The organism is Kineococcus sp. TRM81007 (genome assembly GCF_022669155.1).
Taxonomy (GTDB): Bacteria; Actinomycetota; Actinomycetes; order Actinomycetales; family Kineococcaceae; genus Kineococcus.
In genome coordinates this window covers 113,187-138,107 of sequence record NZ_JALBVB010000052.1, presented here as the reverse complement: position 1 = coordinate 138,107, position 24,921 = coordinate 113,187, and the positions used below count along the sequence as shown (strand labels likewise).

Here is a 24,921-nt window from a genome sequence, read left to right as displayed (position 1 = left end):
GCGCACGCTGCTCGACGAGCTCGCTGACGTCGCGCAGGACGACCACCCACCCGAACGGGTGCCCGCGGGGGTCGGTCAGGACGCTGGTGCGGGCGTCGACGTGCACGCCGGCGGCCAGTTCGGCGTGCACGCGCACGACCGTGCCCCGCAGCAGGTCGCCCAGCTCCGGCGGCAGCACCTGCGCCGCCGGGCGGCCGACGAGGTCGTCGGGGGCGCCGCGCGCCAGCAGCGCCGACGCCGCGGGGTTGGCGTCGATGACCCGCGCCTGGTCGTCGACGACCACCACGGCGTCGTCGATGCCGTCGACGACGCGGGCGCGCGCCACCGGCACCAGGTGCAGCAGGCCGTGCCGGAAGATCGCCCGCGCGTCGATCAGACCGGTCACGGCGAAGAAGAGGGGGGTGTGGTCCACCGGGTGCTCACCGCGGGCCGCGATCAGGACGGCGATGTTGCCGACCAGCGGCACGCACGCCGCGGCGAGCAGGTGGGTCAGCTGCCGGCGGAAGACCGACCTGGCGCGCCACCACGCGGTGGCGAGACGCTGCAGGCCCCAGCCCAGCAGGAGGTAGCAGTATCCCGTGTGGACCCAGAACAGCGGTCCCAGGCTGACGTCCAGGCGCTGGTCGGGCCCGGAGGCGCTGACGCTGGGGAAGACGAGGTGGTGCCAGGGGTTGGTGACCACCGCGGCCACCAGCAGGGCGGACGCCGTCGCCAGGCGCAGCGCGACGCCGCGCCGCAGCCGCCAGTGGCGATCGGCCACGGCCCGGCTCAGGCACCACAGGCCGAGGACCGACAGGTGGATGCCCGCGAAGCCGACCATGCCGCTGATCCGCTGCACGACGAGGTCCACGGGCAGGTGCGCGGGGACACCCGCCCCCGACCACACGGCGACCCCCGCCATCGCGGCCGCCAGGCTCCCCGCCGCAGGGGTGTTCGCCCGCCGCCGCCAGGCGAGGACGGCGGTCAGCGCGCACACCACGGCGGAGCAGGCGAACGCCAGCCCGAGAACCGGCGTCACCACACCCTCCCCCGCTCCGCACGACAGCTCGACCGGGGCATCGACGTCCTACCTCCTCCCCTGAAGGCCGCCGGCACCGGAACGGGCGGCGACCACCCGGCCGGCCCAGCGAGAGGGGCGCCGGCGGGACCGGACCCGCCGTGCCGGGCCCTCAGCGCCGAGCGGGGGCGGACCCGCGGGGGGCGAGCAGGACCAGCGCCACCGCCACCGCGGAGCCGAGGACCGTCTGCACGGCCCGGTCGGCCGCCACGCTGCCCGGGTCGACGGGGACCGCGAGGTGGACCATGAGCAGCGCCAGCGGGGTGATGCCCACGACCGCCAGGGCGTAGTGCCGGGTCACGAGCAGTTCCGCCCACGCCTGGAACAGCGCGGCGAGCACGATCGTGACCAGCGGGGACGGTTCCAGCGACAGCAGGGCGAAGGCCAGCGCCACCCCGCCCAGCGTCCCCAGCACGCGGTGCACCGAGCGGGCGAGGCGGTCGCGGGCACCGGCCACGGACAGCGGCGCGACGGCCGCGACCATCGCCCAGTACGGGTGCCCTCCCCCGGCGGCCGTCGCCAGTGCCCCTGCCAGCAGCGGCGCCAGGACGTGCGCGAGCAGGTCGCCACGCGCCGCGGGGTCGCGCACCTGCTCACCCACGGACGGCCCGGCGGGCACGTCCCGCTTCGGCCGCCGCCGCCCGGCGGGCAGCAGCGCCCCCGCCTGTCCCAGCAGCAGCGCGAAGGCCGCAGCTGCGGCGCTCAGCGCGACCGCTGCACCGACGTCCGCCCACGACCGCGGGTGCGCCGCGCACGCTCCTGCGGCGAAGGTGGCGAACAGCGAGCCCGGTGGCAGCCAGCCCCCGCGGCGCGCGGCGAGGAAGCCCGCACCGCTGGCCAGCGCCGGGACGAGCAGCGCCAGGGCGGCAACCCCCAGGGCAGCGGCGGAGGTCCCCGCGGCGACGCAGCCCACCAGGAGCGCACCCGCACCGGCCTGCACGCGCAACCGGGCGCGGTAGCGGGCGTGGCGGCCGTAGACCCCGGCGAGCGCGCCGAACGTCACGGGCAGCGCGTGCTCCAGGTTCCCGGTCGTCAGCAGCAGCAGCGCCGGTACCGCCAACCCCAACGCTGCGCGCAGCGCACCCCAGTGGGCCGCGTCGTGCGGGTGCACCGTGAGCAGTTCCCAGGCCGTTCCCCGCACGATCCTCCGTCTCGTCCGCGCGGCCCTGCGGCCGCGGCCCGAGGATAGGCGCAGCGCCCGTGGACGACCGGGTCACCCGCGCGACATCGTCGGCAGGACCCGGCGGTCGCTGGCGGCGGAGGAGGTCGCCGGGCTGGTGGTGATCGACAGGAGGATCGAGGCGGCCGAGGAGGAACCGGCCCAGGTGGTCGCTGTCGCCGGTTCCGGGTTGCCGCCACCGAACGACGTCGGCCCCTCGGGGGCGGCGCTGCTGGTGGGAGATGCCGGGGACGTCGCGCGGTTCCCGACCAGCACTCACGTCGAGTCCTGGAACGGCACCGCGCCGATCGGCGCCTCCAGCGGGGACGACGACCGTCGCCGCCTCCCGCGCCCGGTGAGGCGAGCGCGACCGCACGGCGCGGGCGCGGGACGGCGCTCGTGGCCGGGCACACGTGGACGGTCGCGGCGAGCGCCCGCTTGCTGCTGTACCGCTCGCTGCGCGCGCAGGGGCTGCCCGAGCCGGAGGTGCTCCAGCGAGGGTGGTGAGGCGGTGCGGTGAGCAGCGGAGCACAGCCGGGTCGTCACCTGGTGGGAGCAGCCGTACCCCCACGCGGTGGCGCTGCGGCCCGCTCACCCCCACCCGTGAGGGCCGGATCGGCGCTCAGCCCTGGTTCGCCGCGGGGGCCGGTAGTGAGTGCGCACTCAGGACGTCGTCCAGGCGTTCCGCCGGAACGCCTTGGCCGCTCACGCGTGGCCAGTGCACGGAGATCTCATCGAACCCCGCTGCAGCCAGCGCCTCACACGTGCGGTGGTATGCGTGCGCAGAAGCGAACAGGTCGATCCTGTCGAGCGCCACCTGCACGATGCGGCGCACACGACGTTCGGGGGCAGTTCGTGCCCGGATGTCGTCGAAGGCCCGGACCTGCCGCTCCAGGGCATCCAGCCACTCCTCGTGGCGAGGCCGGGCGTCGTAGGGGCCGTACGTCAACCAGGAGTCGGCGTACCGTGCGGCCAAGCGCATTCCGCGTGGCCCGGTGGCCGCCAGGGTGAGGGGTACGCGGGGTCGCTGCAGGCAGCCGGGGATGGTTCGCGCACCGTCTGCCGTGAAGTACGTGCCCTGGTGATCCGTGCGCTCCTGCGAGAAGCACGCGGTCAGCAGAGCGGTCCACTCCTCGAAGCGGTCCGCCCGTTCACGCAGGGAGAGGGGGGCTTGCCCCAGGACCCGGGCGTCGGAGTCCTGGGCACCGGCGCCGATGCCGATGCCGAGATCGATCCGACCACCGCTGAGGTGGTCCAGCGTCATGATCTCCTTGGCGAACGGCACCGGGTGGCGGAAGTTGGGGGTGGCGACCTGTGGCCCGAGGCGCACGGTGCGGGTGGCCGTGGCCGCAGCGGCGAGCAGCGGCACCGTCGCGTGCCAGGGCCCGTCGCGCAAGGCCCTCCAGGAGAGGTGGTCGTACGTCCACACCGTGCGTACGCCGGCGTCTTCGGCGTCGCGCACCTGACGGACGAAGTCCTCCGGCGCCTGGTCGGGGAGCACGACGCAGGACAGGGTCAGGCGGCTGTGGCGATGCGTCACAGGACGCGTCCGCCCTGCACCACGGTCCTCGGCCGCTGCCCGTTCCACAGCAGTGATCCCTCCTGCGGCAGGCGCCCGTCGAGCAGCAGCAGGTCCGCCACGGCGCCGGCCGCGATGGTGCCCAGGTCGGCCCGCTCCAGCAGACGTGCGTTGACCCGCGTCGCCGAGTGGATCGTCTGGTCGACGCCCAGCACCTCCGCCTGCAGCTGCAAGCCTCGGAGCTGGTCGTCTTCCAGCTGCGCCATCAGGTCCGAGCCGAACCCGATCGGCACTCCAGCGCTGCGCGCGGTGTCGACGGCCGCCTTCCCCGCCTCGAGGACTTCGGTGTTCTTGGCGCGCTGGACGGGGCTGAGGCCAACCTCGGCGTGCCGGCGCGCCATGGCGTCGTAGGCCGCCAGCGTGGGCACCAGGAACGCGCCGGCAGTGGCCATGGCGCTGGCCGCTTCGGCGTCCAGCAGGTTGCCGTGCTCGATCGAGCGCACCCCGGAGCGCACCGAGTGCAGCACCGCTTCGGGTGAGTACGCGTGCGCTGCGACGTAGCTGCCCCGTCGACGCGCCTCGCCGCACACGGCGGCGACCTCCTCGGCGGAGTACTGCGGCACGCGGATCGGGTCCGTGGGTGAGACGACACCACCCGACGTCATGATCTTCACGGCGTGCGCCCCCCGGCGGAAGCGGTCGCGGGTGGCCACGCGCAGCGCCTCCACACCGTCGACCACCTCGTTCATGGGGCCGCCGTGGAAGCACACGCTCACCTCCCCGGGTCGCGGGTCACCGTGGCCGCCGGTCTGGCTCATCGCCGGGCCGGTCCACAGGTAGCGGGGGGCGGGTAGCAGGCCCTCCCGGCAGGCTCGCTCCAGGCCCTCGTCGCCGCCGGCGACGTCGCGCACCGTGGTGAATCCCCGGCGCAGCGCCCGCCCGAGGCGCTGCGCCCCCACCAGGGCGGCGTAGCTGAGGCGCTGGGTCTCCAGCTGCCAGGCGTCCAGCGTCGTGGCGTAGGCGTGGAAGTGCGCGTCGATGAGGCCCGGCAGCAAGGACCTGCCCTGCGCCGGCAGCACCTGAGCCGCGCTGCGGTCCCGGCCCGCGCCGGCGCCCACGGCGACGATCCGTCCTGCGGAGACCACGACATCGGCCTCGAACGGCTCGCCGAGGCCACCGTCGTGCACCAGGGCATCCGTGATGATGAGGTGGGCGAACCGCCCGTCAGCGCCGAGGCTCTCGTCGGGGCTCATGCCGCCGCGCGCGCAGCCAGGGTCTGCGCCTCGTCGACGGCCAGGCCCCCCTCAGCGCCGGGTGCGGGGACGAGGACGACGCCGTAAGCGGTGCGTGCCGCCTCCAGCGAGACGAAGCCGTCGACGACGTCGCGCAACACCACCTCGGCCGGGCGCTGGAAGGCGTCGCCGTAGCCACCACCGCCGCCGGTGATGTTGGCCAGGACCTCACCGGCCTCGAGCTGGTTGTAGCTGCCGCGCGTGGTGACCTCGTGCTGCGTGCCGGGGTTCAGGACGATCCTCGCCGGTCGGGCCGGCTGCCCGCCGGCGATCGGCCACGGTGCGGACTTCGTCTTGTAGACCAGGCAGATGCCCGTGGAGGGTGCGGTGAACCGGTAGGTGCGCTGCACGCCCACTCCACCGCGGTGCAGACCGGCGCCACCGCTGTCCGGGACGTAGCCGTAGCTGTCGATCACCATGGGCGACTTCGTCTCCAGCACCTCCACCGGGTTGTTGCGGCAGCCCGGCTCGGACAGGTGCATGATCCCGTCTTCGCCGTCGCCGCCGGCGTGGCCGCCGAAGCCCACGGCCTCGTTGGTCGCCTCCAGCCAGTGCTCACCGGTGCGGGGGTTGACGCCCAGACCCATCATCGAGGAGACGTCGCCGCCGGAGCTGGCCGGTACCCGCTCGGGCATGCCCTGCGCCAGCGCCTTGAGGATCACCTCGCCGGCGATGATGCCGGTCCACAGCGTGAACGTCGGCATGGGCGGGACGGCGTGCATGACGCTGCCGGCCTCGGTGACCACGCGCAGAGGCGCGAAGTTCCCGGCCACGACGGGGGAATCAGGGGTGGTGAGCGCCTTGAAGATCAGGCTGCACAGGGCCATCGTCTGCCCGAGGGGCAGGTTGATGGGGCCGCGGACGTCCTTCTCGCTGCCCGTCCAGTCGACGACGAACTCGTCGTCGCTGATGGTGACGGTGGCCTTCATGAGGATCTCGCGGTCCAGGTCGACCCCGTCGGAGTCGACGATGTCGGTGGCCGTCCACGTTCCTCGGGGCAGTTCGGCCAGCGCGAGGCGGGCCAGGCGCTCGCCGTGGGCGTTGATGGAGTCCATGGCCTGCAGCAGGACGTCGGCGCCGTGCTTGGCCGCCAGGTCCTGGGTGCGGCGCACGCCGGTGACGCACGCCGAGACCTGGGCCTGCAGGTCCCCGATGGTGCGTTCGGGCATGCGCGAGTTGAACCGGACGATGTCGAAGATCTCCTGGTTCGGCTCACCGGCGCGGTACAGCCGTGAGACGGGGAAGAAGAGACCTTCCTGGTACATGTCGGTGGAGTCCAGGACGTAGCCGGGGTTCTTCTGCTTCAGGTCCAGCACGTGGATGCGGCAGGAGGAGAAGCCGATCAGCTGACCGTCGACGTGGATGGGCGCGAAGACCAGCGGATCGAGGGTGTGCGCGGAGGACCAGTAGGGGTAGTTCAGGACGAAGACGTCACCGGGGGCCATCGCGTCGCGGCCGAGGTGCTCGATGGCCCGGTGGATGCCGTGGTCGTTGCCGCGGGTGAAGATGGCGATGCCGGGGGCATCGGCGACGACGTCACCGTTGGCGTCGTGCAGTCCGATGCCGTAGTCGTGGATCTCGTAGACGACGGTGTTGTAGGCCGTGCGGCACAGGTTTCGGGCCATCTCTTCGGCGGCGGCCAGCAGGGCGTGGCGGATGACCTCGAGGGTGATGGCGTCGGTCACTGGGCGTCCTTCCTGTCGGTGTTCGCTCGCTCGACCCTGGTGGCAGCGTCGGTGCTGGTACCGGTGTCATCGACGCGCACGTGGATGACGAGCTCACCGAGGGCGGCGACCTCGAGGCGATCGCCGCGGTGCAGCACCGTGGTGGCGGTGTGCTCGGCGATGACCGCCGGGCCGTGCACGACGTCCCCTCCCTGCAGCGCTTCGCGGGTGTACAGGTCGTAGTACTCACCCTCGTCACCGGACAGGAAGACGGGCCGCCGGCCGAAGGGCGTCGGCGCACCCTGCGTGCGCACCGGGCACGCGGGCAGCTTCGGCTTGTCGACGACGCCGACCGCCCGCAGCCGCAGGGTGGCGATCTCAGCCGGTTCGTCCATGACGTGTCCGTACAGGCGCTCGTGCAACGCGCGGAAGTCGCGGGTGATGCTCGTGAGGACGCCGCCGTCACCCTCACCGGGGTACGGCACGGTCGCCGCGTGCTCTTGACCGACGTAGCGCACGTCCACGGAGCGGTGCATCTCCTGGTCGCCCACGGCGAAGCCCTCCTCGGTCAGCGTGACCCGCGCCTGGTCCTCCATCTGCTGGAAGGCGACCTCGAGGTCAGCCGGGCTCGTCGCGTCCAGCGCGACGACACTGGTGCGGGAGTAGTCGTGCTGGACGTCGGCCATGAGCATGCCCAGCGCGGAGAAGGCGCCCTGGCCGGGGGGGACGACCACGGTGGGGATGTTCAGCTCCCGCGCCACGTCGACGGCGACGAGTCCGCCACCGCCGCCGAAGGACAGCAGGGCGAAGTCCTTGGGGTCGCGGCCCAGTTCGACGGTGATGGCGCGCACCGCACCGACGATCTTCGTGGTGGAGATGCGCACGATGCCGCGGGCCAGAGCGGGCAGGCTCATGTCCAGCTGGTGCGCGATCGGCTGCAGCGCCTTGCTGGCGAGGTCGTGGTCCAGTTGCAGGGAGCCACCCAGGGGCGAGTCGCTGCCCATGTAACCGAGCACGAGGGCGGCGTCGGTGAAGGTCGGTTCGGTGCCCCCGCGACCGTAGGCGGCCGGCCCCGGTGCGGCACCGGCGCTGCGCGGGCCGACCTGCAGGGCGCCGGCGGCGTCGAGGTGGGCCACCGAGCCGCCGCCGGCCCCGATGGTGTGGATGTTCAGCGAGGTGGTGTTGATGGGCATCCCCTCGAACTGCGCGCCGGCGTGCAGGACCGGCTCGCCGTCGAGGACCAGGGAGGCATCCAGACTGGTGCCTCCCATGTCGATGGTGATGAGGTTCTCGTAGCCGATGAGCTTGGAGAGGGCCGCTGCCCCCACGACCCCGCCTGCGGGGCCGGACAGGATGAGGTTGACCGGCTGCTGCGCCGCGGCCGAGGCGGTCATGGCACCGCCGCCCGATCGGGACATCAGGAAGCGGCCGGTGAAGCCGCCGTCGGCCAGCTCGTGACCCAAGGCCGTCAGGTAGGTCCGCATGACGGGCTTGATGTAGGCGTCCAGGACGGCGGTGGAGGTCCGCTCGTACTCGCGGTACTCGCGGGAGAGCTCGTGGGAGAGGGTGACCTCGACCTGCGGCGCCACCTCCTGCAGGACCCGGCGCATGGCCCGCTCGTGCTCGGGGTTGGCGTAGGCGTGCAGGAAGGCCACGGCGACGGCGTCGTAGCCGCCCTCGGCGATCCGGCGGGCGACGGCGCGGGCGTCCCGCTCGTCGAAGGCGGTGAGCACCTCCCCGTCGAAGGTGCACCGCTCGACCACCTCGAAGGTGTCGCGCCGGCGCAGCAGCGGCTCGGGCTTGCGGTAGGTGAGGTCGTACATCGCCTTGCGGTCGGTGCGCCCCAGCAGGTAGACGTCACGGAAGCCCGCGGTCGCGACGACGGCCACCCGCGCACCGGTGCGGGTCAGCAGGGAGTTCAGGCCCAGGGTCGACCCGTGGTTGAAGGTGCTGACCTCGCCCAGCGGCGCTTCCGCGGCGTCGAAGGCGGCGAGAACCCCGCGGGTGGGCTCGGAGGGGGTGGTCGCCACCTTCTCGAATCGCAGTTCACCGGTGTCGGGGACCAGCTTCACCACGTCGGTGAAGGTGCCTCCGACGTCGACGGCGATGCGGACTTCTGCCATGGTGTGCGGTGCCTTTCGTGGCGTGGCCGGATGCGGCTCGAGTGCGGGTGGTCGGTGGCGAGACGCCACGGAGGTGCGGGAGCACCTGGCCTCGTCAGCGGCGCCGGCGGTCGGCGGCGGCCAGCGCGACGGCCGCCAGGATGATGACGCCGGTCACCAGGTCCTTCATCTGCGGGTTGACGCTGAGGATGTCGAAGCCGTTGCCGATGAGGGCGATGAGGAACACCCCGACGATGGAGCGCCAGACCGCTCCGACACCGCCGTAGATGCTCGTGCCACCGAGGATGACGGCGGCGATGGCCTGAAGTTCCAGCCCGGCTCCCGCCTGCGGTTGACCTGAGGCGATGCGCGAGACCCCGATGGCAGCGGCGATGCCGACGGCCAGGCCCGAGAGGGCGAAGACGGTGACGCGTGTGCTGTCGACTCGGACACCCGACAGGTGGGCGGCGTCGGAGTTGCCGCCGACGGCGAAGACGTGGCGGCCGAAGACGCTGCTGTGCAGCAGCAGGGAACCGAGAGCGACGATGCCGATCAGGACGATGACGGCGTAGAAGACACCCCCGACCCTGCCGCGGCCCAGGTCGCTGAAGCCTTCGGTGGTGACGGTGATCAGCGAGCCGCCGGTGACCAGGACGGCCACCGCCTTGTACACGAGGCTGGAGGCGAGGGTGGCGAGGAAGGAGTGGACGTGCAGCTTGGTCACCGCCAAGCCGTTCAGGATCCCCATCACGACGCCGAGCACGGGGGCGATCAGGAGAGCCAGGGCCGCGTTGTCGGTGTGAGTCGCCATCCAGGCCACGGCGACGCTGGCCACGGCGTACATCGCGGCGGTCGACAGGTCGAACGCACCGGAGATGATCACGAACGTCCCCGCGACGGCGATGATGGCCAGCGGGGTGTTCTGGTTGAGGATGTTCATGATGTTGGTGAACGACAGGAACGAGGACGAGATGATCGACAGCGTGACGAAGATGACGACGAGCAGGACGAGCGCCGCGTAGTCCCGGGCGAACGCCAGGACCCGGGCGCCGCTCGATGGCGTCGACGACGGGCTCGGTCGCGCTGGGGTCGCCGTTTCGGTGATGGTCATCGCGTGAGCTCCTCGCTGTGGGACGTCGACACGTCGACGCCGAGACCAGGGTCGTGCGTTCCTGCGGCGCTGTCCGCGGATTCGCCGGCGGCATCGTCCTGAGCTGCGAACAGGCGGCGCAGGAGATCCTCCGGGCTCAGGTGCGCGGGGTCGACCTCATCGAAGGTCCGCCCTGCGCAGACCAGGTGAGCACGGTGCGCCAGGCCGAGCACCTCCTCGTGCTCCGAGGAGATGATCAGGACGCCGACTCCTCGGCGGGCCAGGGCGACGATCAGTTCGTAGATGGCGAACTTGGCACCGACGTCCACGCCGCGGGTCGGCTCATCCAGGATCACCAAGCGGGGCTCACCCACCAGCCACTTCGCCAGGAGCGCCTTCTGCTGGTTGCCTCCGGAGAAGCCCTGCACGGGCAGCTCCGGCCGGGCCGGGCGGACCTGCAACTGCTCCACGAGCTCACCGACGCGGCGCCGTTCGCGCCGGCGGTCCACCAGGCCCCACCGGGAGAAGCGCCCCAGGAAGGCCAGCGTCATGTTCTCGCTCATGCTGCGCGCCAGGACCAGGCCCTGACCGTGGCGGTCCTCGGGCACCATCACCAGACCTGCGTCGCGACTGCGGCGAGGGCTCGTGCGACCCAGGCCCTGACCGTCCAGGACGACGGTGCCCGCCGTCACCCGGTCGACGCCGACCAGAGCCCGCGCGATCTCGGTGCGCCCGGAGCCGACGAGGCCCAGCAGACCGACGATCTCCCCGGGGCGGACGGCGAGGGTGGCTGAACGGACCCCGTTGTCACTGGCCATGTCGGTCGCGACCAGCAGCGGCTGGACATCGGCTGCCGGCGCCGGCGGTCGAGGAGGGAAGGTGACTGCCAGTTCGCGTCCCAGCATGGCCTCCACCAGGGACCGCTTGGTCTCGTCCCGGGCGGATCCGGTGCGGATGCGCCTGCCGTCGCGCATGACGGTCACGGTGTCGCTGACCTCCAGCACGGACTCCAGGAAGTGCGACACGTAGACGACCGAGCGGCCTTGCGCCGTCAGACGGCGGACGACCTCGTGCAGGCGCTGGGTCTCGTGCGCGGTCAGGGACGAGGTGGGCTCGTCCATCACGATGACCTTCGCGTCCCGTGCCAGGGCGCGGAGGATCTCGACCTTCTGCTGATCGGCGATGCGCAGGTCGCCCAGCCGGGCGGAGGGGTCCAGACCGAACTGCGCGACCTCGTCGAGCGCCGCGAACCTGCGCCGCTGGTCGCGACGCAGGATGCCGGCGCGGTGCTCCTCGATGCCGAGGAAGACGTTCTGCGCGACGGTGAGGTCGCGCACCAGCGACAACTCCTGGGCGATCATCACGATGCCCTGCCGCTGGGCGCGCACGGTGTCCCACCGCCCCACGGAGCGACCGGACACCGAGATCCCGCCGGCGTCGGGGGTGTAGATGCCTGCGGCGATCTTGCCGAGGGTGGACTTGCCGGCTCCGTTCTCCCCGACCAGGGCGTGCACACTGCCGGGGGTGACCGTCAGGTCCACCCGGTCGAGGGCGAGCGTGCCTCCGAAGCGCTTGGTGATGCCCGACAGGTCGAGGACTGCGCGCCTCGGAGAGCTCTGAGCGGGTGCAGCGGAGTCGGCGCTCACGCTCAGCCGTTCCACTCGCCGGTGAAGTCCGGGGTCGTCGCCAGGGTCTCCGCCGTGGCGTAGGGCTCGACATCACCACCGAGCGCGTCGGCGTCGACGACCTCGGTGACCTCCTCACCGGCGATCGCGGCCAGGAGCTGCTCGGCAGCCGCCTCGCCCATGCTGACGGGGAAGTTGATGTAGTCGGCCTTCCAGGTCCCGGCGCGCACCGCGGCCACCGCGTCCTCGGTTCCACCGCCACCGGTGAGGTACAGCGAGGCGGGGTCGATCCCGGCGTTCTGCAGGGCGATCACCGCGCCGGACGTCTGCTGGTCGGCGTTGGAGAGGATGACGTCGATGTCGGGGTGCGCCTGCAGCACGTTGCTGATCGCGCTCAGCGAGGTGTCCCGGTCGTACTGACCTTCGACGGCGCTGACCACCTCGATGTTGGCGGCGGTGGACAGCACCTCGTCGTAGGAGTCCTTGCGCGCCACGTCGAGGGTGGCGGAGAGGTTGCCGACGAGCTCGACGACCTTGCAGGGGTCGATGTCCGCGCAGTGCTCCAGGACCCCTTCGGCCTGCTTCTCGGCGGCAGCCGACGGGGAGACGGCCACGGTCGAGACCACGCCGTCGACCTGGGGCGTCATGGTGTCGATGTCCGGGCCGATGGGGTTGAGGACGGTGACCACCGGCACGTCGCTGGACAGCGGGAAGGCTGCGGCCAGGCTGACACCGTCGTTGGGCACCACGACGACTCCGTCGTAGTCGTCGCCGCTGGTGACGTTCTGCATCTGCGAGAGCTGGGTGTTGGAGTCGAACTGCCCGTCCAGCAGCTTGAGCTCGACGTCCTGGCCCGACGCCTCCACCGCCTTCCGCACACCTTCGTAGACGGCCTGGTTGTAGCCGTTCTGGCTGGAGGAGGCGAGCACGGCGATGTTCAGCGCTCCCCCGTCATCGCTGGCGGCGCCGTCCGCTGCTCCGCAGGCCGGCAGGGCCAGGATGCTGACCGCGGCGGCGACGAGGGTCGCACGGCTGGACTTCTTCACGCTGCGTTCCATGGTTCCTCCGCGGATCAGTGACGTTTCGGTACTATGTCACACACCACATTTTCTGGGAATGACGACGACGTAACAGCGGTGTTTCGCCTTCTGGCCATCGACCGAGCTCAGGTCGTGCTCACGATTCCCGGGGCGGAGCCGCAGCTCCACGCGAACCGGTCAGGCCCCGGCTCCTGCGCCACCCGCACAGCTCCTCCCCGAGGTCCACACGGTGCGGAGTCCTTCGGCCCCTCCCTCACCGGCATCGGCATCGGCATCGGCCCTACCGACTCGCACACCGCGGGGTCCACGCGCGCCGCCGGTTTGCATCGACGTCGTCGAGCTCCACGCCCGGCGGACGAGCAACTGCTCGCCCGTCGCCACAGCGACGCGGGCAGCCGAGCAGCGTCCGCCGGCGGCGTCTGCGCGTCCCCTCCCCGGCAGGAGGGGAATTCCTGGCGGAGCGGATCGAGTCCGCCTGCTTCGGGCACGGCCCGTTCAGCCCGCTGAACGCCTTGCCCGTCCAGCACCCCGACGCCCCGGCGTCGAGCGTGTCCGCCCCCCGGCAGCGACGGGCCTTCGCGCAGGGCGTGCGAACGACCTTCACCGGCGCCACGGTCACCACCGTCGAGCGCCGGTGGGATCGGTGGCCGAGGCCCCGTTCAGCACCGAGTCGTCGAGCCGGCGCACCCGCGACGTGACCGGTTCGCGGGCAGCGCTGGCCGAGTGGGTGCTCATCCACGCCCCCGCCCGGTCGGCCCCGGTCCCGCCGGGCTCCGGGAACCGGTGCGCCGCGGTCCTGCCTGAGGCTGCCGATCCCGGGAAGACGAGGAGCGTGGCAGCACTGCGCGCCGCAGAGGCGGTCCGCGCCACCGGCGACCCGGGAGGGGCGAACGCTCTCGACCCGCCGTGGCGCGCGGCTGCGTCGACGCCCACAGCTGGTTCGTGCTCCTGGTGGCGGACGTCGCCCTCGTCGACAGCGCACCCGTAGCGCTCGCGGGCGAGTTCACCACCACAGCCCGCGACGAGCCGGAGCGCCCCTCCTGCTGAGGTGCACACCCCGGACCCGTCCCGCGTCCGGTGCGCCGGGTCAGCGGAAGTACACCGCCGTGGGCACCCCGTCGAGCACGTGCACGCGCACCGGGGTGTCGAACACCTCGCGCAGCACGTCCTCGCGCACGACCTCCTCGGGGGTGCCCTGGGCGACGACGCGACCGTCGCGCACGGCGACGATGCGGTCGGACCAGGCGGCGGCGAAGTTCACGTCGTGCACGACCAGCGCGACGGCGCGGCCGAGCTCGTCGGCGACGCGGCGCAGCAGCCGCATCATCCGCACCGCGTGGCGGATGTCGAGGTTGTTCAGCGGTTCGTCGAGCAGGACGTGGCGGGTGCCCTGCGCCAGGACCATGGCGACGTAGGCGCGCTGGCGCTGCCCGCCGGAGAGCTCGTCGAGGTGGCGCCCCTGCAGGGCCGTCAGGTCCAGGAACCCCAGCGCCTCGTCGACGGCGGCGACGTCGGTGGGGGTCAGCCGGCCGCGGCTGTGCGGGAAGCGGCCGAAGGAGACCAGCTCGCGCACGGTGAGGCGGGCGGTGAAGTGGTTCTCCTGGCGCAGCACGGCGACGAGCTTGGCGACGTCGGCGGAGCGGGCGCGGTGCACGTCCAGCCCCACCGCGCCCGCGGCGTCGTCGACGTGCACGTGCACCGTGCCGGAGTCCGGTTCGGCCAGACGCCCGGCGATGGTGAGCAGGGTGGACTTGCCGGCGCCGTTGGGCCCGATCACGGAGGTGATGCCGCGGTCGGCCAGCACCTCGCTGACGGGGCCGAGGACGGGGGTGTCGCCGTAGGCCTTGGTGACGGCGTCGACGGTGATCACAGGGTGCCCTTCCGCAGCAGCAGGACGAGGAAGACGGTGCCGCCGACGAACTCCAGGACGACGGTGAGCATGCCGGTGGCGTAGAAGACGTGCTCCATGACGAACTGCCCGCCCACCAGGACGAGCACGCCCAGCAGGAACGACATCGGCAGCAGCACGGCGTGCCGGTGGGTGCCGGCGACCTGGTGGGTGAGGACCGCGACGAGGAACCCGAAGAACGTCAGGGGCCCGACGACGGCGGTGGACATGGCCACCAGCACGGACACGCACACCAGCGCCAGGGTGAGCTCGCGGCGGTGGTCGAGGCCGAGGTTGGTGGCCACGTCGCGGCCCAGGTGCAGGACGTCCAGGCGGGCGTGCCGGCGCACCACGACGACGCCGACGAGGACGCACACCCCCGCCGCCAGCGGCAGCACCTGCGGGTCGGCCGCGGTGAGCCGGCCGAACATGCGCGCGGACAGCAGGTCGTAGTCGGCGGGCGCCAGGACGCGCTGGCCGAAGGTGGCGACGCTGTCGAAGGCCATGCCGATGGCGACACCGACCAGCAGCAGCACGTGCAGGTTGGCGTGGCGGCCGGAGAACAGCCAGCGGAACAGGAACGTGGCGAAGGCCACCATGAGCAGCGTCTGGGCCACGACCTTGCCCACGCCGTCGGTGGCGGCCAGCACACCGCCGCCGAAGGCGACGACCATCGCGGTCTGGGCCAGGGTGTAGACGGAGTCGAAACCCATGATGGAGGGGGTGAGCACCCGGTTCTGGGTGACCGTCTGGAACAGCAGGGTCGCCACGCCCTGCGTGAACGCGACGAGCACCATGGCGCCCACGGCCGTCAGGCGGCGCTCGATCGCGAACTCGAAGGAGCCGCGCACGAACAGGAACAGGTAGCACAGCACGGCCACGGCGGCCAGGACGCCGACGACCGCCACGCGCAGCCAGGGCCGCGCGGGCCGCGCGAGCCGCGGCGCTCGTGCACCGGCCCCGCCGCGGGCGGGTGGGCGCGAACGCTGCCCCGTGCGCGGGAGGTGCGCAGCGGGAGCCTCCCGCACGGTGGTGTCCTCAGCCACGCAGCGACCCCTTCCGGCGCAGGACCAGCACGACGAACGCCGTGGCACCCACCGCTCCCAGCACCACGGACGCGGGGACCTCCAGCGGGAAGACGACGGTGCGCCCGACGAGGTCGCACACCACCATCAGGGCCACGCTGGCCAGCACCACCCAGGGCAGGTTGCGGCGCACGTCGTCGCCGCGCAGCAGGGAGACCACGTTGGGCACGACCAGACCCAGGAACGGCACGAAGCCGACGACCACGGTCGTCACGCCGGTGGCCAGTGCCACCATCGCGGTGCCGGTGAACACCACGCGGCCGTGGTGCAGGCCGAGGTTGGTGGCCACGTCCCGCCCCAGGCCGGCGATGGTGAACCGGTCAGCGGTGACGTACACGGCGACGACGACGAGACCGACGATCCACAGCGGTTCGTACCGGCCGCGCACGATGTCGTTGAAACCGCCCGAGCGCCACGAGGCCAGCATCTGCAGCAGGTCGTTGTCCGAGGCGAGGTAGGTGGTGACGGCGCCCACGACGGACCCGAGCATGATGCCGACCAGCGGCACGACGACCGAGGAGCGCAGCGAGACGCGCCGCAGGACGCCGAGGAACACCAGGGTGCCCACGAGGGCGAGCAGGCTCGCCACCACCATGCGCACGATCGTGGGGGCGCCGGGGTGCACGACGGCGAGCCCCACGATCCCCAGGGCCGCCCACTGGCTGGACCCCGTCGTGGTGGGCTCGACGAACTTGTTCTGCACGAGGACCTGCATCACGACGCCGGACACGCCCATGGCGGCGGCGGCGAGCACGAGGGCCAGGGTGCGCGGGACGCGGCTGATGAAGAACATCTCGCGCGCCTTCTCGTCGTGCAGGAACGTCTCGAGGGTGATGTCGTACCCGCCCACCGCCAGGGACAGCGCGACGAGGGCGAGCACGACGACGATCCCCGCGGCCAGGGGGACCCGACGCAGGGGTGCGGGACGCGACTGCCCGGCGGGTGGGGGTGCTCACGCCGCCGCGAACGCGTCCGTGATCATGTCGTACACCTCGGTGTAGGCCTGGATGCCCTCGGTGACGTAGAAGGTCGGCGGCAGGTAGACGATCTGGTCCTGCGAGACGAAGGTGGTGTCCTTCCACGCCTCCTGCTCGGAGACCAGCTGCTTCGCCGGGGAGGCGCCCTCGGTGCCGATGGCGGCGTCGCGGTCGAGCACGACCATCCAGTCGGGGTTCAGCTGGGCGATGGTCTCCGGAGCCAGCCCCGAGTCGTTGTGGATGGAGTCGCCCTCGGCCTCGAGCACGTTGGTCAGGCCCAGCGGTTCGGTGATGCTGCCCAGGCGCTCGGAGCCGTTGTCGATGTGGCCGCCGCTGGCCACGGCGAGGAACACCGATTCCCCGTCCGTCTCGGCGGCGGCGTTCTCCTGCGCCTCCTCCAGCGCGGCGACGAGCTCGGCGGCCCGCTCCTCCTCCCCGAAGATCTCGCCCAGGGTGGTGGTCTGCGCCTTCAGGCTCTCCACGAACCCGCCCTCGGCGTCGGCGGACGGCGAGACGTCGACGGTGGGGGCGATCTTCGACAGCTCCTCGGTCTGCTCCGCGAAGCGGTAGCCGCCGATGATGAGGTCCGGGTCGGCCTCGCTGATGGCTTCCAGCACGGGCTCGCGGTGGCTGCCGGCGTCGGCGATGGACTCGTCGGAGGCCCACTCGGCGAAGCCCTCCGCGGGCAGCAGCGGCTTGGGCACCGCCACGGGGGTGATGCCGAACGCCTTCAGGGTGGCGAAGGAGGTGTTGTCCAGGGCGGCCACGCGCACCGGCTCGGCGGGGATCTCCACGGCACCGGTGTTGGTCTGCACGGTGCGGGTCCCGGCGGCACCCGTGTCCGTGTCCGCCTCCGCGTCGCTGGAGCAGGACGCGAGGCCGAGGCACGCGGCGAGTCCGAGGGCGAGACCGGCTGCGGTGCGCCGGGGCAGGAGGTGGTTCACGGCAACGCCTTTCGAGCAGGGTGCAGGGGCGGGGCCCGCGGTTCCGCGCGACCCGATGCCAGGAAGCTTAGCCTTCCCTGACCACGCCGTGGACAGCACCGCAGGGTGTGCTTCACGTCACAGGATCAGCCCCCGCACGCACCCGCGCGGGGGACCAAGGGCCCTTCGCACCCGGGGCGCGCCGCGGTGTGCTGGACGCGGGGACGACGACGAGCTCGGGAGGACACCGTGCGACGGGACGGGTGGCAGCAGGACGGCGGGCAGGAGCACGAGTGGCGCGACGGCGAGCCGTGGGAGGACGCGCGGCCGGTGACCGTCGTCCACGACGGCTCCCCCGACAGCGCGGCGGCGCTGCGCCTGGCGTCGCTGGACGCCGCGCGCACCGGATCGGACGTGCACGTCGTGGTGGTGCCCGGCGCCCCGGGCACGGACGCGCTCGCCCTGGGCGCGCTGCTCGACTCCGCCCGCGAGGTGATCGCCGAGGCCGCGCCCGCGGCGGGCACGGTGCTCTCCGCCGCACCGGGACCGGTGGTGCCGGCGGTGCTGGCCGCGACCCGCGGCGCGCGACTGCTGGCGGTCGGCGCACGCGGGCCGGGGCAGGAGTGGAGCGCCACCTGGGGCGGGGTCGCCCTGGAGCTGAGCCGGCTCTCGCCGGTGCCGGTCCTGGTGGCCCGCGCCGGGTCGGTGCTGCTGGAGCAGGACGCGGACGCGGCGCCCGAGGTGCTGGCAGCGCTGGCCGGCGACGCCGGGGACGCCGTGGTGCTGCGCACGGCCGCGGCGCTGGCCCGCCGTGGCGGTGGCCGCCTGCACCTGGTGCGCACCGAGCGCGGCGCCGCACCGGAGGTGGGCACCGCCGCCACCGGCGACGACCCGGGCGGACGCCTCCCCTTCGCCACGCCGGCGGAGGCGCTGACCCACGCGGTCGCACGAGCCGACGTGGTGGTGTGCGAGGCCGACGAGGGCGTCGCGCTGGAGCACCTGCTGCCCACCGCGACGGTGCACACCCTCGCGGTGCGGATGGCCCGCCCCGTCCTCACGGTCCCGCCCGGCCCACCCGCGCAGGTGCGCGGCGGCGCGCTCGTGGGAGCTGCGCCGCCGCGCTGAGGGGTCAGGACTCCGCGCCGTCCCGCTCCTCGGGACCCTCGCCACGGCCCTGCTCGAGGGAGTCGGCGCCGGGGCCGCCGACGAGGCTGTCGGCGCCGTTGCCGCCGGCGAGCACGTCGTCGCCGAACCCGCCGAGCAGCACGTCGTCCCCGTTGCCGCCGGCCAGACGGTCCTGCCCGGCGCCGCCGCACAGGACGTCGTCGCCGTTGCCGCCGGTGATGACGTCGTTCCCGCCGAGCCCCACGATCACGTCACGGCCGTTCGTGCCCTCGAACACGTCGTCGCCCGCGGTGCCGCGGACGGTGGGCACCAGGCCTTGGCAACGCTCGTCGAGGTCGATGCCGACCACGATCGGGTCGTGGTCGCTGGAGCGGTACGGGTTCGCCGCGTACAGCGCCGGATCGCCGGAGTACTGGTACGCGAAGGACTCCACCGAGTTGATGTTCCAGTGGGTGGCGTCGGTGACCTTCGCGGTGAGCTCGGCAGTGGCCAGGGCGTGGTCCAGCGAACCGGACAGCGCGTCGTAGACGTAGCTGTAGCCGCCCTCGTCGAACCGGCTGCCCAGGTCGGTCAGGCCCGCGGTGCGCAGCACCTCGACCGGGTCCTCCTGCGTGTAGGCGTTGAAGTCGCCCATCGCCACCACGTCCGCGTCGCCGGTGCGCTCGCGCAACTGCGCGACGAACTCCGCCAGGGACTCCGCCTGCCGGACGCGGTCGCCGTTGTAGGCGCCCTGGCCGGTGTCGGTGTTGTCGCCGGTGGCGTCGTCCCCGCCGCCCTTGGACTTGAAGTGGTTCGCCACGACGGTGAACGCGTCGCCGTCCTTGACGAACGTCTGCGCGATCGGTTCGCGGGCGTTGGACCACACGCTCTCGTCGACCAGGCCGGCGGACTCGCCCACCGGCTGCACGACGTCCTTCTTGTAGATGATCGCGTTGCGGATGACGTCGCGGTCCACCGCGTACAGCTCCTCCGGCATCGGCACGTACGCCCACTCCTCGCACCCGGCGGCGGCGTTCAGCCGCTGCACCAGGTCGGCGAGCGCGGTGTCGGCGTTCCCGGGGGTGAAGCCGGAGGAGTCGGTGTCCTCGATCTCCATGAGGGTCACGACGTCGGCGCCCAGCGCCCGGATCGCCGGCACGATCTTGCCGGCCTGCTCCTCCAGCTCCTCCTGGCCGTCGGCGCCGCGGCCGGCCCCGCCGAAGGTGAGGAAGTAGTTCAGGACGTTGAAGGCGCCGACCTGCACGTCGCCGCCGACGGCCTCGGGAGCGTCGGGGCGGGTGTCCTGCGCCGCGAACACGCCGTCGGCGGTGCCGTCGGCCGGCTGCAGGCGCCACGCGTCGAACCCGTAGCCGAGCACGAGCGGCTCGGTGAACGTCACCTCGTCGCCGACGCGCACCGGGGTGTCCGGGCTCAGGTACGGGCGGTCGGTCGCGCTGCGCCGGGCGGTCGACGCGTCGTCGAGGACGATGCTGCGCCGCGCGTTCTCCGCGGCGATCGCCTCGGCGGCGTCACCGGGGCGGGCCAGCTCGGTGGGCTGCACGAGCACCCCGCCCTCGGACAGGGTGAGCTCGCCGTAGCCCGTGAGGTCGTACACCTCGCTGACGGTGAGGGTGTCCGCCGGGGCGACGAGCATCCCCTCGTAGCGCTCGCGGTCCTCGGTGCCGGCGGGCAGGTCCAGCACGGCGGCCTCGGGCAGGTCCGCGGCGTCGCCGTCGGCGACGACCGTGACGCCCGCGGGCGCGGAGATCTGGGTCTGCTCGTAGTACTCCTGCGCCTCGCCGGTGACGGTGACGGTGTCGCCGAGGTCGACGGCGGCGTCGGGGCTGAAGACGAAGATCCCGTCGGAGGTGGCCGGGTCGCCGTCGCCGTCGGGGTCCTGCAGGTGGAACCCGGACAGGCCGGGGGTGTCGCCGACGACGACGCCGGTGACGGTCACCTGCTGCCCGGCGAGCGGGGTCGTGGCGCCGGCGCCCTGCACCGCACCGATCTCGACGGGCTCACCCGGTGCGGGGGGCTCGGGGTCGGTCGGGGCGGCGCCGTTCACCGTGCCGGGGGTGGCCGCGGCGGGGCCGGACCACACCAGGGCGTCGGCGGCGGCGTCGTAGGTGCGCTGCAGGGACTGCCCGGCCGGGGTGCCGCTGCCTTCCCTCACGCCGATGTCCGTGCTGGTTCGCCCGGCGGCGGGTCCGTCAGCAGCCGTCACCGTCCCCTCGTAGGAGAGGAACTCCAGCACCTCGTCGCCGCGCACGAGAGCGAGGCCGTCCGGCGCCCCGTTCTGCAGGCCGGGGAAGTCGACGACGGCGACGGCCGGTGCGTCGGCGGGGGCGGTGACGGCCGGCAGGGCGCGGGTGCCGTACCGGGCACCGCCGTTGCCGTTGTAGGCGACGACCTCCAGCCCGGCCGAGCTCGTGCCGGCGGGCAGCTGCACCTCGACGAACTCGCCGGTGTCGTCACCCGCGTTGTCGTAGTGGATCTCGGAGACGAACGGAGCGGTCGGCTCCGCGGCGGAGGCGGAGGCGACGGGCAGGCCGAGCGCGGTGAGCGCGGCACCGGCGACGCCGAGGGCGGCGCAGCCGCCGGTCAGGCGCGTCACGCGGGAACGACTGGGCAAGGCGGGTCCTTCCGGGAGGGCACACGGACGCGCCGAAGTTAACCCTCCACCACCCACGCGCGGTCGTGCCCGGGGTGTCCGGGGGGTTGACGTCCGGTGACACCCGGGTGTCCCGTCGACCCGCCCGCGGCGGGCGGTGCGCTCGCGCTCCACGTGCGCCACAGCCGCGCGTAGCGCTCACCGGCAGCCACCAGCTCGTCGTGGGTGCCCAGCTCCACGAGACGCCCGTGCTCGAGGACCGCGACGCGGTCGCAGGCGCGCGCCTGGGTGAGGCGGTGCGCCACCACCACGGCGGTGCGCCCGGCCAGGACGGAGCGGGCCGCGTCCTCCAGCTCGCGCGCGCCGGCGCTGCCCGCCTCCGCGGTGGCCTCGTCCAGCACCACCAGCGCCGGGTCGCGCAGCACGACGCGGGCCAGCGCCAGCTGCTGCTCCTGCGCGGCGGTCAGCGGGTGCGCCCCGGCGCCGACGCGGGTGTCCAGCCCGTGCGGCAGCGCGGCGGCCCAGGCGTCGGCGCCCACGACGGCCAGCGCGGCCAGCAGCTCCACGTCGCCGGCACCGGGGGCGGCCAGCGTCAGGTCCGCGCGCAGGGTGCCGGTGAACACGTGCGCCTCCTGGGTGACCACGGCCACGTGCTCGCGCACCTGCTGCGGGTCCAGCAGCGCCAGGTCCACCCCGTCCAGCAGGACGCGCCCGCCGGACGGTGCCAGCACCCCGCCGAGCAGCGCCGCCAGCGTGGACTTGCCGGCACCGGACTCCCCGACCACCGCCAGGGTGCCCCCGGCAGGCACCTCCAGGTCGACGCCGTGCAGCACGGGCGCTCCCTGCGCGTAGGCGTGGAGCAGGCCCTGCGCGGTCAGCGTCGCCGGGTGGCGCACGTCCCGGTGCGGCTGCGCCGGCGGCGGCTCGGTGTCGGCGACGCCGACGAGGCGGGCCAGGGCGGCACCGGCGCGCTGGACGTCGTCGAAGCTGAGCAGCAGCACCCCCAGCGGGCCGAAGAGGCGGTGGAACAGCAGGGCCGCGGCGGTGACGTCGCCGACGCTGACGGCACCGGCGCGCACGAGGTGGAACCCGGTGAGCAGCAGCGCCGACAGTCCGATCGCCTCGGCGGCGTTCATCGACACCGACAGCCGCGCGAAGGTGCGCAGCGCGTCCAGCGCGGCGCCGACGCCGCGCCCGGAGGCCACCTCGACGCGGGCGGTCTGCTGCTCCTGGGCGCCGTACGCCTGCACGGTGCGGGCCCCGTGCAGGGACTCCAGCACCACCCGGGAACGCTCGGCGGCCACGGCGCGCTCGCGCGCGTACAGCGGTGCCGCGCGCGGCAGGTAGCTGCGCAGCGCGAGCGCGTAGACGGGGAAGACGGTGCAGAACGCCAGGGCCAGGCGCCAGTCCAGTGCGGCGAAGCCGGCGGCGGCGAGCACCACGGTCACCAGGGACGTCAGCACGGTGGCGACCAGTTCGGTGGAGGAGGTGAACAGCTCCACGTCCTCGGTCACGCGCGAGGCCACGTCGCCGCCGCCGGCGCGCTCGAGGCGCTCGGCGTCCATGCGCAGGGAGCGGTCCACGACCCGCTCGCGCAGGTCGGCGGCGACCTCCACGCCGAGGCGCTCGCTCTGCGCCCGGGCCAGGGCCGCGAAGACGGCGGTGCCGGCGGCGGCCGCGGCGAGCAGGCCGAACAGCAGCCACAGCCGCCCCTGCTGCCCGGCGTCCTGCCCCCCGGTGGCACCGAGGTCGGCGACGACGGCGTCGACGACGCGGCCGAGCAGCAGCGGCACGAGGACCAGGCCGGCGCTGGCGACGGTGGTGGTGACCAGGGCGAGGACGAGGGTGCGCCGGTGGGCGCGCGCGGCGGCCACCAGGACGGCGCCGGTCCGCCGGGCGGTGGCGACGGGCAGCGCGGTGCCGGCGCCCGCCGCCGCGGGGGCGCCAGGGGTGGTGCCCGGGGCGGCGCTCACCGCAGCACCGCCGCCGCGTAGGCGGGCTCGGCCAGCAGCTCGGCGTGGGTACCGCTGAGGGTGCGGGTGCCGGTGCGGGGGTCGTCCGCGGTGAGCAGCACGACGCGGTCGCAACGCGCCAGCAGCAGCGGGGAGGTGGTCAGCACCACGGTGGTGCGACCACCGGGAGCGCCGGGGCCGTGGCGCAGGTCGCGCAGGCCCGCGGCGACGGTGTCCTCCGTGAGGGCGTCCAGGGCGGTGGTGGGGTCGCGCAGCACGAGCACGGGCCGGTCGGCGGCCAGCGCCCGCGCCAGCGCCAGGCGCTGCTGCTGCCCGCCGGACAGGTTCGCCCCGCGTTCGAGGAGCTCGGCGTCCAGCCCGCCGGGGCGGGCGCGCACGACCTCGTCGGCGGCCGAGGCGGTCAGCGCCCGCTCCAGCAGGGCCGGTCCCCGCCCACCGGGCCCACCGGCACCGCCGGGGGTGCCGGTGCTCAGGGCCTCGCGCAGGGTGCCGCCCAGCAGGTGCACGGCGTGCGGCTCGACGAGCAGCCGGCCGGTGGCGACCGGGTCGCGGGCCGGGTCGAGCCCGCCCAGGCGCACGGTGCCCGCCTCGGGGGTGCGCCGCCCGCCCAGCACGCCGGTGAGGGCGTCGGCCAGCGCGGTGTCGGTGGTGACCACGCCGAGCACCTCGCCGGGGGCGGCGGTCAGGTCCAGTCCCCGCAGCGGGCCGGCGCTGACGCCCTCCAGCACCAGCGGCGCGGGCTCCCCCGGCGCCGCAGCGGCTTCCCCGGCGCCGGTCGCGGCGCTCCGCGGCCCGGGGACGTCGCCCGGCCCGTCGGCGAGCAGGGCCGCAACGCGTGCGGCGCTGGCGCGGCTGACGGCCAGGCCCTGCACGCACGAGGTGATGGTGCGCACCGGGTCGGCGAGGAACGCGGCGGCGCCCACGACGGTGACGAGCTCACCGACGTCGATGCGCCCGCGCACGGCCAGCGCGGTGGCCGCCGCGGCGGTGCCCAGCAGCAGCAGGCCGGTGGCCAGCGTGCCGGCGCCGACGACCGCCGCGGTGGCGCCGGCGGCGCCGACGGCCGCGTCGCGGGAGGTGCGGCTGACGGTGCGGTAGCGGCGCACCGCCTCGGGCACACCGCCGAAGCCGCGCAGCGGGCGCAGCCCGGCGAGCAGGTCCGCGGCGGTGGCCGCCGCCAGTCCCGCGGCCTCCTGCCGGGTGCGCACCCGCCGCTCCAGCCGCGGCGCCAGGCGCTGCAGGCCCAGCACGAGCAGCGGCACCGCCACCAGCAGCCCCAGTCCCAGCAGGGCGTCCACGCGCAGCAGGACCACCGCGGACACGGCCATCCCGACGCTGGCGGAGAAGAGGTACCCCAGCAGCGCCAGGACCTCGGCGGTGTGGCGGGTATCGGAGGTGGCGACGCTGAGGACGTCCCCGTCGCGCAGGTCCGCGGACGTGGGCGGGCGGTGCAGGACCGCGCGCAGCACCACCACCCGCAGGTGGTGCGCCTCGCGCAGCTGGGCACCCTCGATCGTCCAGAACGCGTAGGCGCCGGCGGCGGTGAGCACGGCGAACAGGGCCAGCACCCCGGCCACCGACCACGCGATCGCCGTGGTGTCGCCGGTGGCGACGGCGCGCGCGACGACCAGGCCGATGGCGACGGGCACGAGCGCCTCGCACGTCTGGTGCACGGTGGAGGCGAGGCACCCGACGAGGGCGGGGCGCCGGCGGCGGCGCAGGACGTCGGCCAGCAGCCGGCGCGAGGGGGTCACGGGAGGTGACCCTAACCGCGCAGGGCGCTCCCCGGTCCGGATCCCCGGCTGCGTGCCT

20 protein-coding genes are annotated in these 24,921 nt (G+C 73.9%); 3 read left to right on the top strand and 17 right to left on the bottom strand.

The features are described from left to right. The 3 genes from MN205_RS11160 to MN205_RS11150 all read right to left on the bottom strand — a co-directional run. Positions 1-1,018 (bottom strand): histidine kinase N-terminal 7TM domain-containing protein (locus MN205_RS11160; protein ID WP_242127218.1); only part of this gene is annotated, 1,018 nt, incomplete at its 3' end. A gap of 151 nt (positions 1,019-1,169) precedes the next feature. Beyond that, positions 1,170-2,198: an FUSC family protein gene (locus tag MN205_RS11155; RefSeq protein ID WP_242127216.1), complete on the bottom strand. Its 1,029-nt coding sequence runs from the start codon at positions 2,196-2,198 to the stop codon at positions 1,170-1,172. A 72-nt stretch (positions 2,199-2,270) separates the two neighbouring features. Beyond that, positions 2,271-2,492, bottom strand: a complete 222-nt coding sequence (locus MN205_RS11150; RefSeq protein WP_242127214.1) for a hypothetical protein — start codon at positions 2,490-2,492, stop codon at positions 2,271-2,273. Between MN205_RS11150 and MN205_RS22335 the strand changes: the two genes are divergently transcribed. Next, a complete protein-coding gene (locus MN205_RS22335) occupies positions 2,452-2,736 on the top strand; it encodes a transposase (RefSeq protein ID WP_374115914.1) in 285 nt (94 codons plus the stop codon). The two genes, MN205_RS11150 and MN205_RS22335, sit on opposite strands and share 41 nt — an antisense overlap. Positions 2,737-2,838: 102 nt before the next feature. Here the strand turns inward: MN205_RS22335 and MN205_RS11145 are convergent, their stop codons facing one another. The 7 genes from MN205_RS11145 to MN205_RS11115 all read right to left on the bottom strand — a co-directional run bounded on the left by MN205_RS11145 (position 2,839) and on the right by MN205_RS11115 (position 12,566). After that, complete coding sequence (locus MN205_RS11145) at positions 2,839-3,717, bottom strand: LLM class flavin-dependent oxidoreductase (protein ID WP_242127213.1); 879 nt, start codon at positions 3,715-3,717, stop codon at positions 2,839-2,841. Between the two features lie 35 nt (positions 3,718-3,752). Continuing rightward, positions 3,753-4,988, bottom strand: coding sequence for an amidohydrolase family protein (locus MN205_RS11140; protein WP_242127211.1), 1,236 nt, complete (start codon positions 4,986-4,988; stop codon positions 3,753-3,755). Beyond that, positions 4,985-6,712 (bottom strand): hydantoinase B/oxoprolinase family protein, encoded by a 1,728-nt coding sequence (locus MN205_RS11135; RefSeq protein WP_242127210.1) that lies wholly within the window; start codon positions 6,710-6,712, stop codon positions 4,985-4,987. Before MN205_RS11135 ends, MN205_RS11140 begins: the two co-directional genes overlap by 4 nt. Then, positions 6,709-8,814, bottom strand: a complete 2,106-nt coding sequence (locus MN205_RS11130) for a hydantoinase/oxoprolinase family protein (RefSeq protein WP_242127208.1) — start codon at positions 8,812-8,814, stop codon at positions 6,709-6,711. Before MN205_RS11130 ends, MN205_RS11135 begins: the two co-directional genes overlap by 4 nt. A gap of 94 nt (positions 8,815-8,908) precedes the next feature. Beyond that, complete coding sequence (locus tag MN205_RS11125) at positions 8,909-9,904, bottom strand: ABC transporter permease (protein ID WP_242127206.1); 996 nt, start codon at positions 9,902-9,904, stop codon at positions 8,909-8,911. Then, the gene (locus MN205_RS11120) at positions 9,901-11,529 is read right to left on the bottom strand and encodes a sugar ABC transporter ATP-binding protein (protein WP_242127204.1); all 1,629 of its coding nucleotides are present in this window, start codon (positions 11,527-11,529) and stop codon (positions 9,901-9,903) included. Before MN205_RS11120 ends, MN205_RS11125 begins: the two co-directional genes overlap by 4 nt. Before the next feature lie 2 nt (positions 11,530-11,531). After that, entirely contained in the window at positions 11,532-12,566 is a 1,035-nt protein-coding gene (locus MN205_RS11115; protein ID WP_242127202.1) for a sugar ABC transporter substrate-binding protein, read from the bottom strand. 888 nt (positions 12,567-13,454) lie between these two features. Between MN205_RS11115 and MN205_RS11110 the strand changes: the two genes are divergently transcribed. Then, positions 13,455-13,595 carry a hypothetical protein gene (locus MN205_RS11110; RefSeq protein ID WP_242127200.1) on the top strand — a complete coding sequence of 47 codons (141 nt, stop codon included), beginning with the start codon at positions 13,455-13,457 and terminating at the stop codon, positions 13,593-13,595. A 40-nt stretch (positions 13,596-13,635) separates the two neighbouring features. Here MN205_RS11110 and MN205_RS11105 read toward each other — a convergent pair whose 3' ends face one another. From MN205_RS11105 to MN205_RS11090, 4 genes are read right to left on the bottom strand one after another with little or no spacing between them, the layout of a single operon-like run. Beyond that, positions 13,636-14,418 carry an ABC transporter ATP-binding protein gene (locus MN205_RS11105; protein WP_242127198.1) on the bottom strand — a complete coding sequence of 261 codons (783 nt, stop codon included), beginning with the start codon at positions 14,416-14,418 and terminating at the stop codon, positions 13,636-13,638. Then, positions 14,415-15,482, bottom strand: a complete 1,068-nt coding sequence (locus MN205_RS11100; RefSeq protein ID WP_242127196.1) for an iron chelate uptake ABC transporter family permease subunit — start codon at positions 15,480-15,482, stop codon at positions 14,415-14,417. The genes MN205_RS11105 and MN205_RS11100 overlap by 4 nt, the downstream gene beginning before the upstream one ends. Then, positions 15,475-16,437: an ABC transporter permease gene (locus MN205_RS11095; protein ID WP_374115913.1), complete on the bottom strand. Its 963-nt coding sequence runs from the start codon at positions 16,435-16,437 to the stop codon at positions 15,475-15,477. Before MN205_RS11095 ends, MN205_RS11100 begins: the two co-directional genes overlap by 8 nt. A gap of 36 nt (positions 16,438-16,473) precedes the next feature. Further along, positions 16,474-17,442, bottom strand: a complete 969-nt coding sequence (locus tag MN205_RS11090) for an ABC transporter substrate-binding protein (RefSeq protein ID WP_242127192.1) — start codon at positions 17,440-17,442, stop codon at positions 16,474-16,476. A 228-nt stretch (positions 17,443-17,670) separates the two neighbouring features. On the opposite strand from MN205_RS11090, the gene MN205_RS11085 reads away from it, so the two are divergent. Further along, complete coding sequence (locus MN205_RS11085; protein ID WP_242127190.1) at positions 17,671-18,546, top strand: universal stress protein; 876 nt, start codon at positions 17,671-17,673, stop codon at positions 18,544-18,546. A 4-nt stretch (positions 18,547-18,550) separates the two neighbouring features. Here MN205_RS11085 and MN205_RS11080 read toward each other — a convergent pair whose 3' ends face one another. Genes MN205_RS11080 through MN205_RS11070 form a run of 3 tightly spaced genes read right to left on the bottom strand, consistent with a single transcriptional unit; the run spans position 18,551 to position 24,863 of the window. Continuing rightward, entirely contained in the window at positions 18,551-21,139 is a 2,589-nt protein-coding gene (locus MN205_RS11080) for an ExeM/NucH family extracellular endonuclease (RefSeq protein WP_242127187.1), read from the bottom strand. 56 nt (positions 21,140-21,195) lie between these two features. Then, positions 21,196-23,109: an ABC transporter ATP-binding protein gene (locus MN205_RS11075; protein ID WP_242127185.1), complete on the bottom strand. Its 1,914-nt coding sequence runs from the start codon at positions 23,107-23,109 to the stop codon at positions 21,196-21,198. Next, positions 23,106-24,863, bottom strand: coding sequence for an ABC transporter ATP-binding protein (locus MN205_RS11070; protein WP_242127183.1), 1,758 nt, complete (start codon positions 24,861-24,863; stop codon positions 23,106-23,108). The genes MN205_RS11075 and MN205_RS11070 overlap by 4 nt, the downstream gene beginning before the upstream one ends. Between the last annotated feature and the right edge of the window lie 58 nt (positions 24,864-24,921).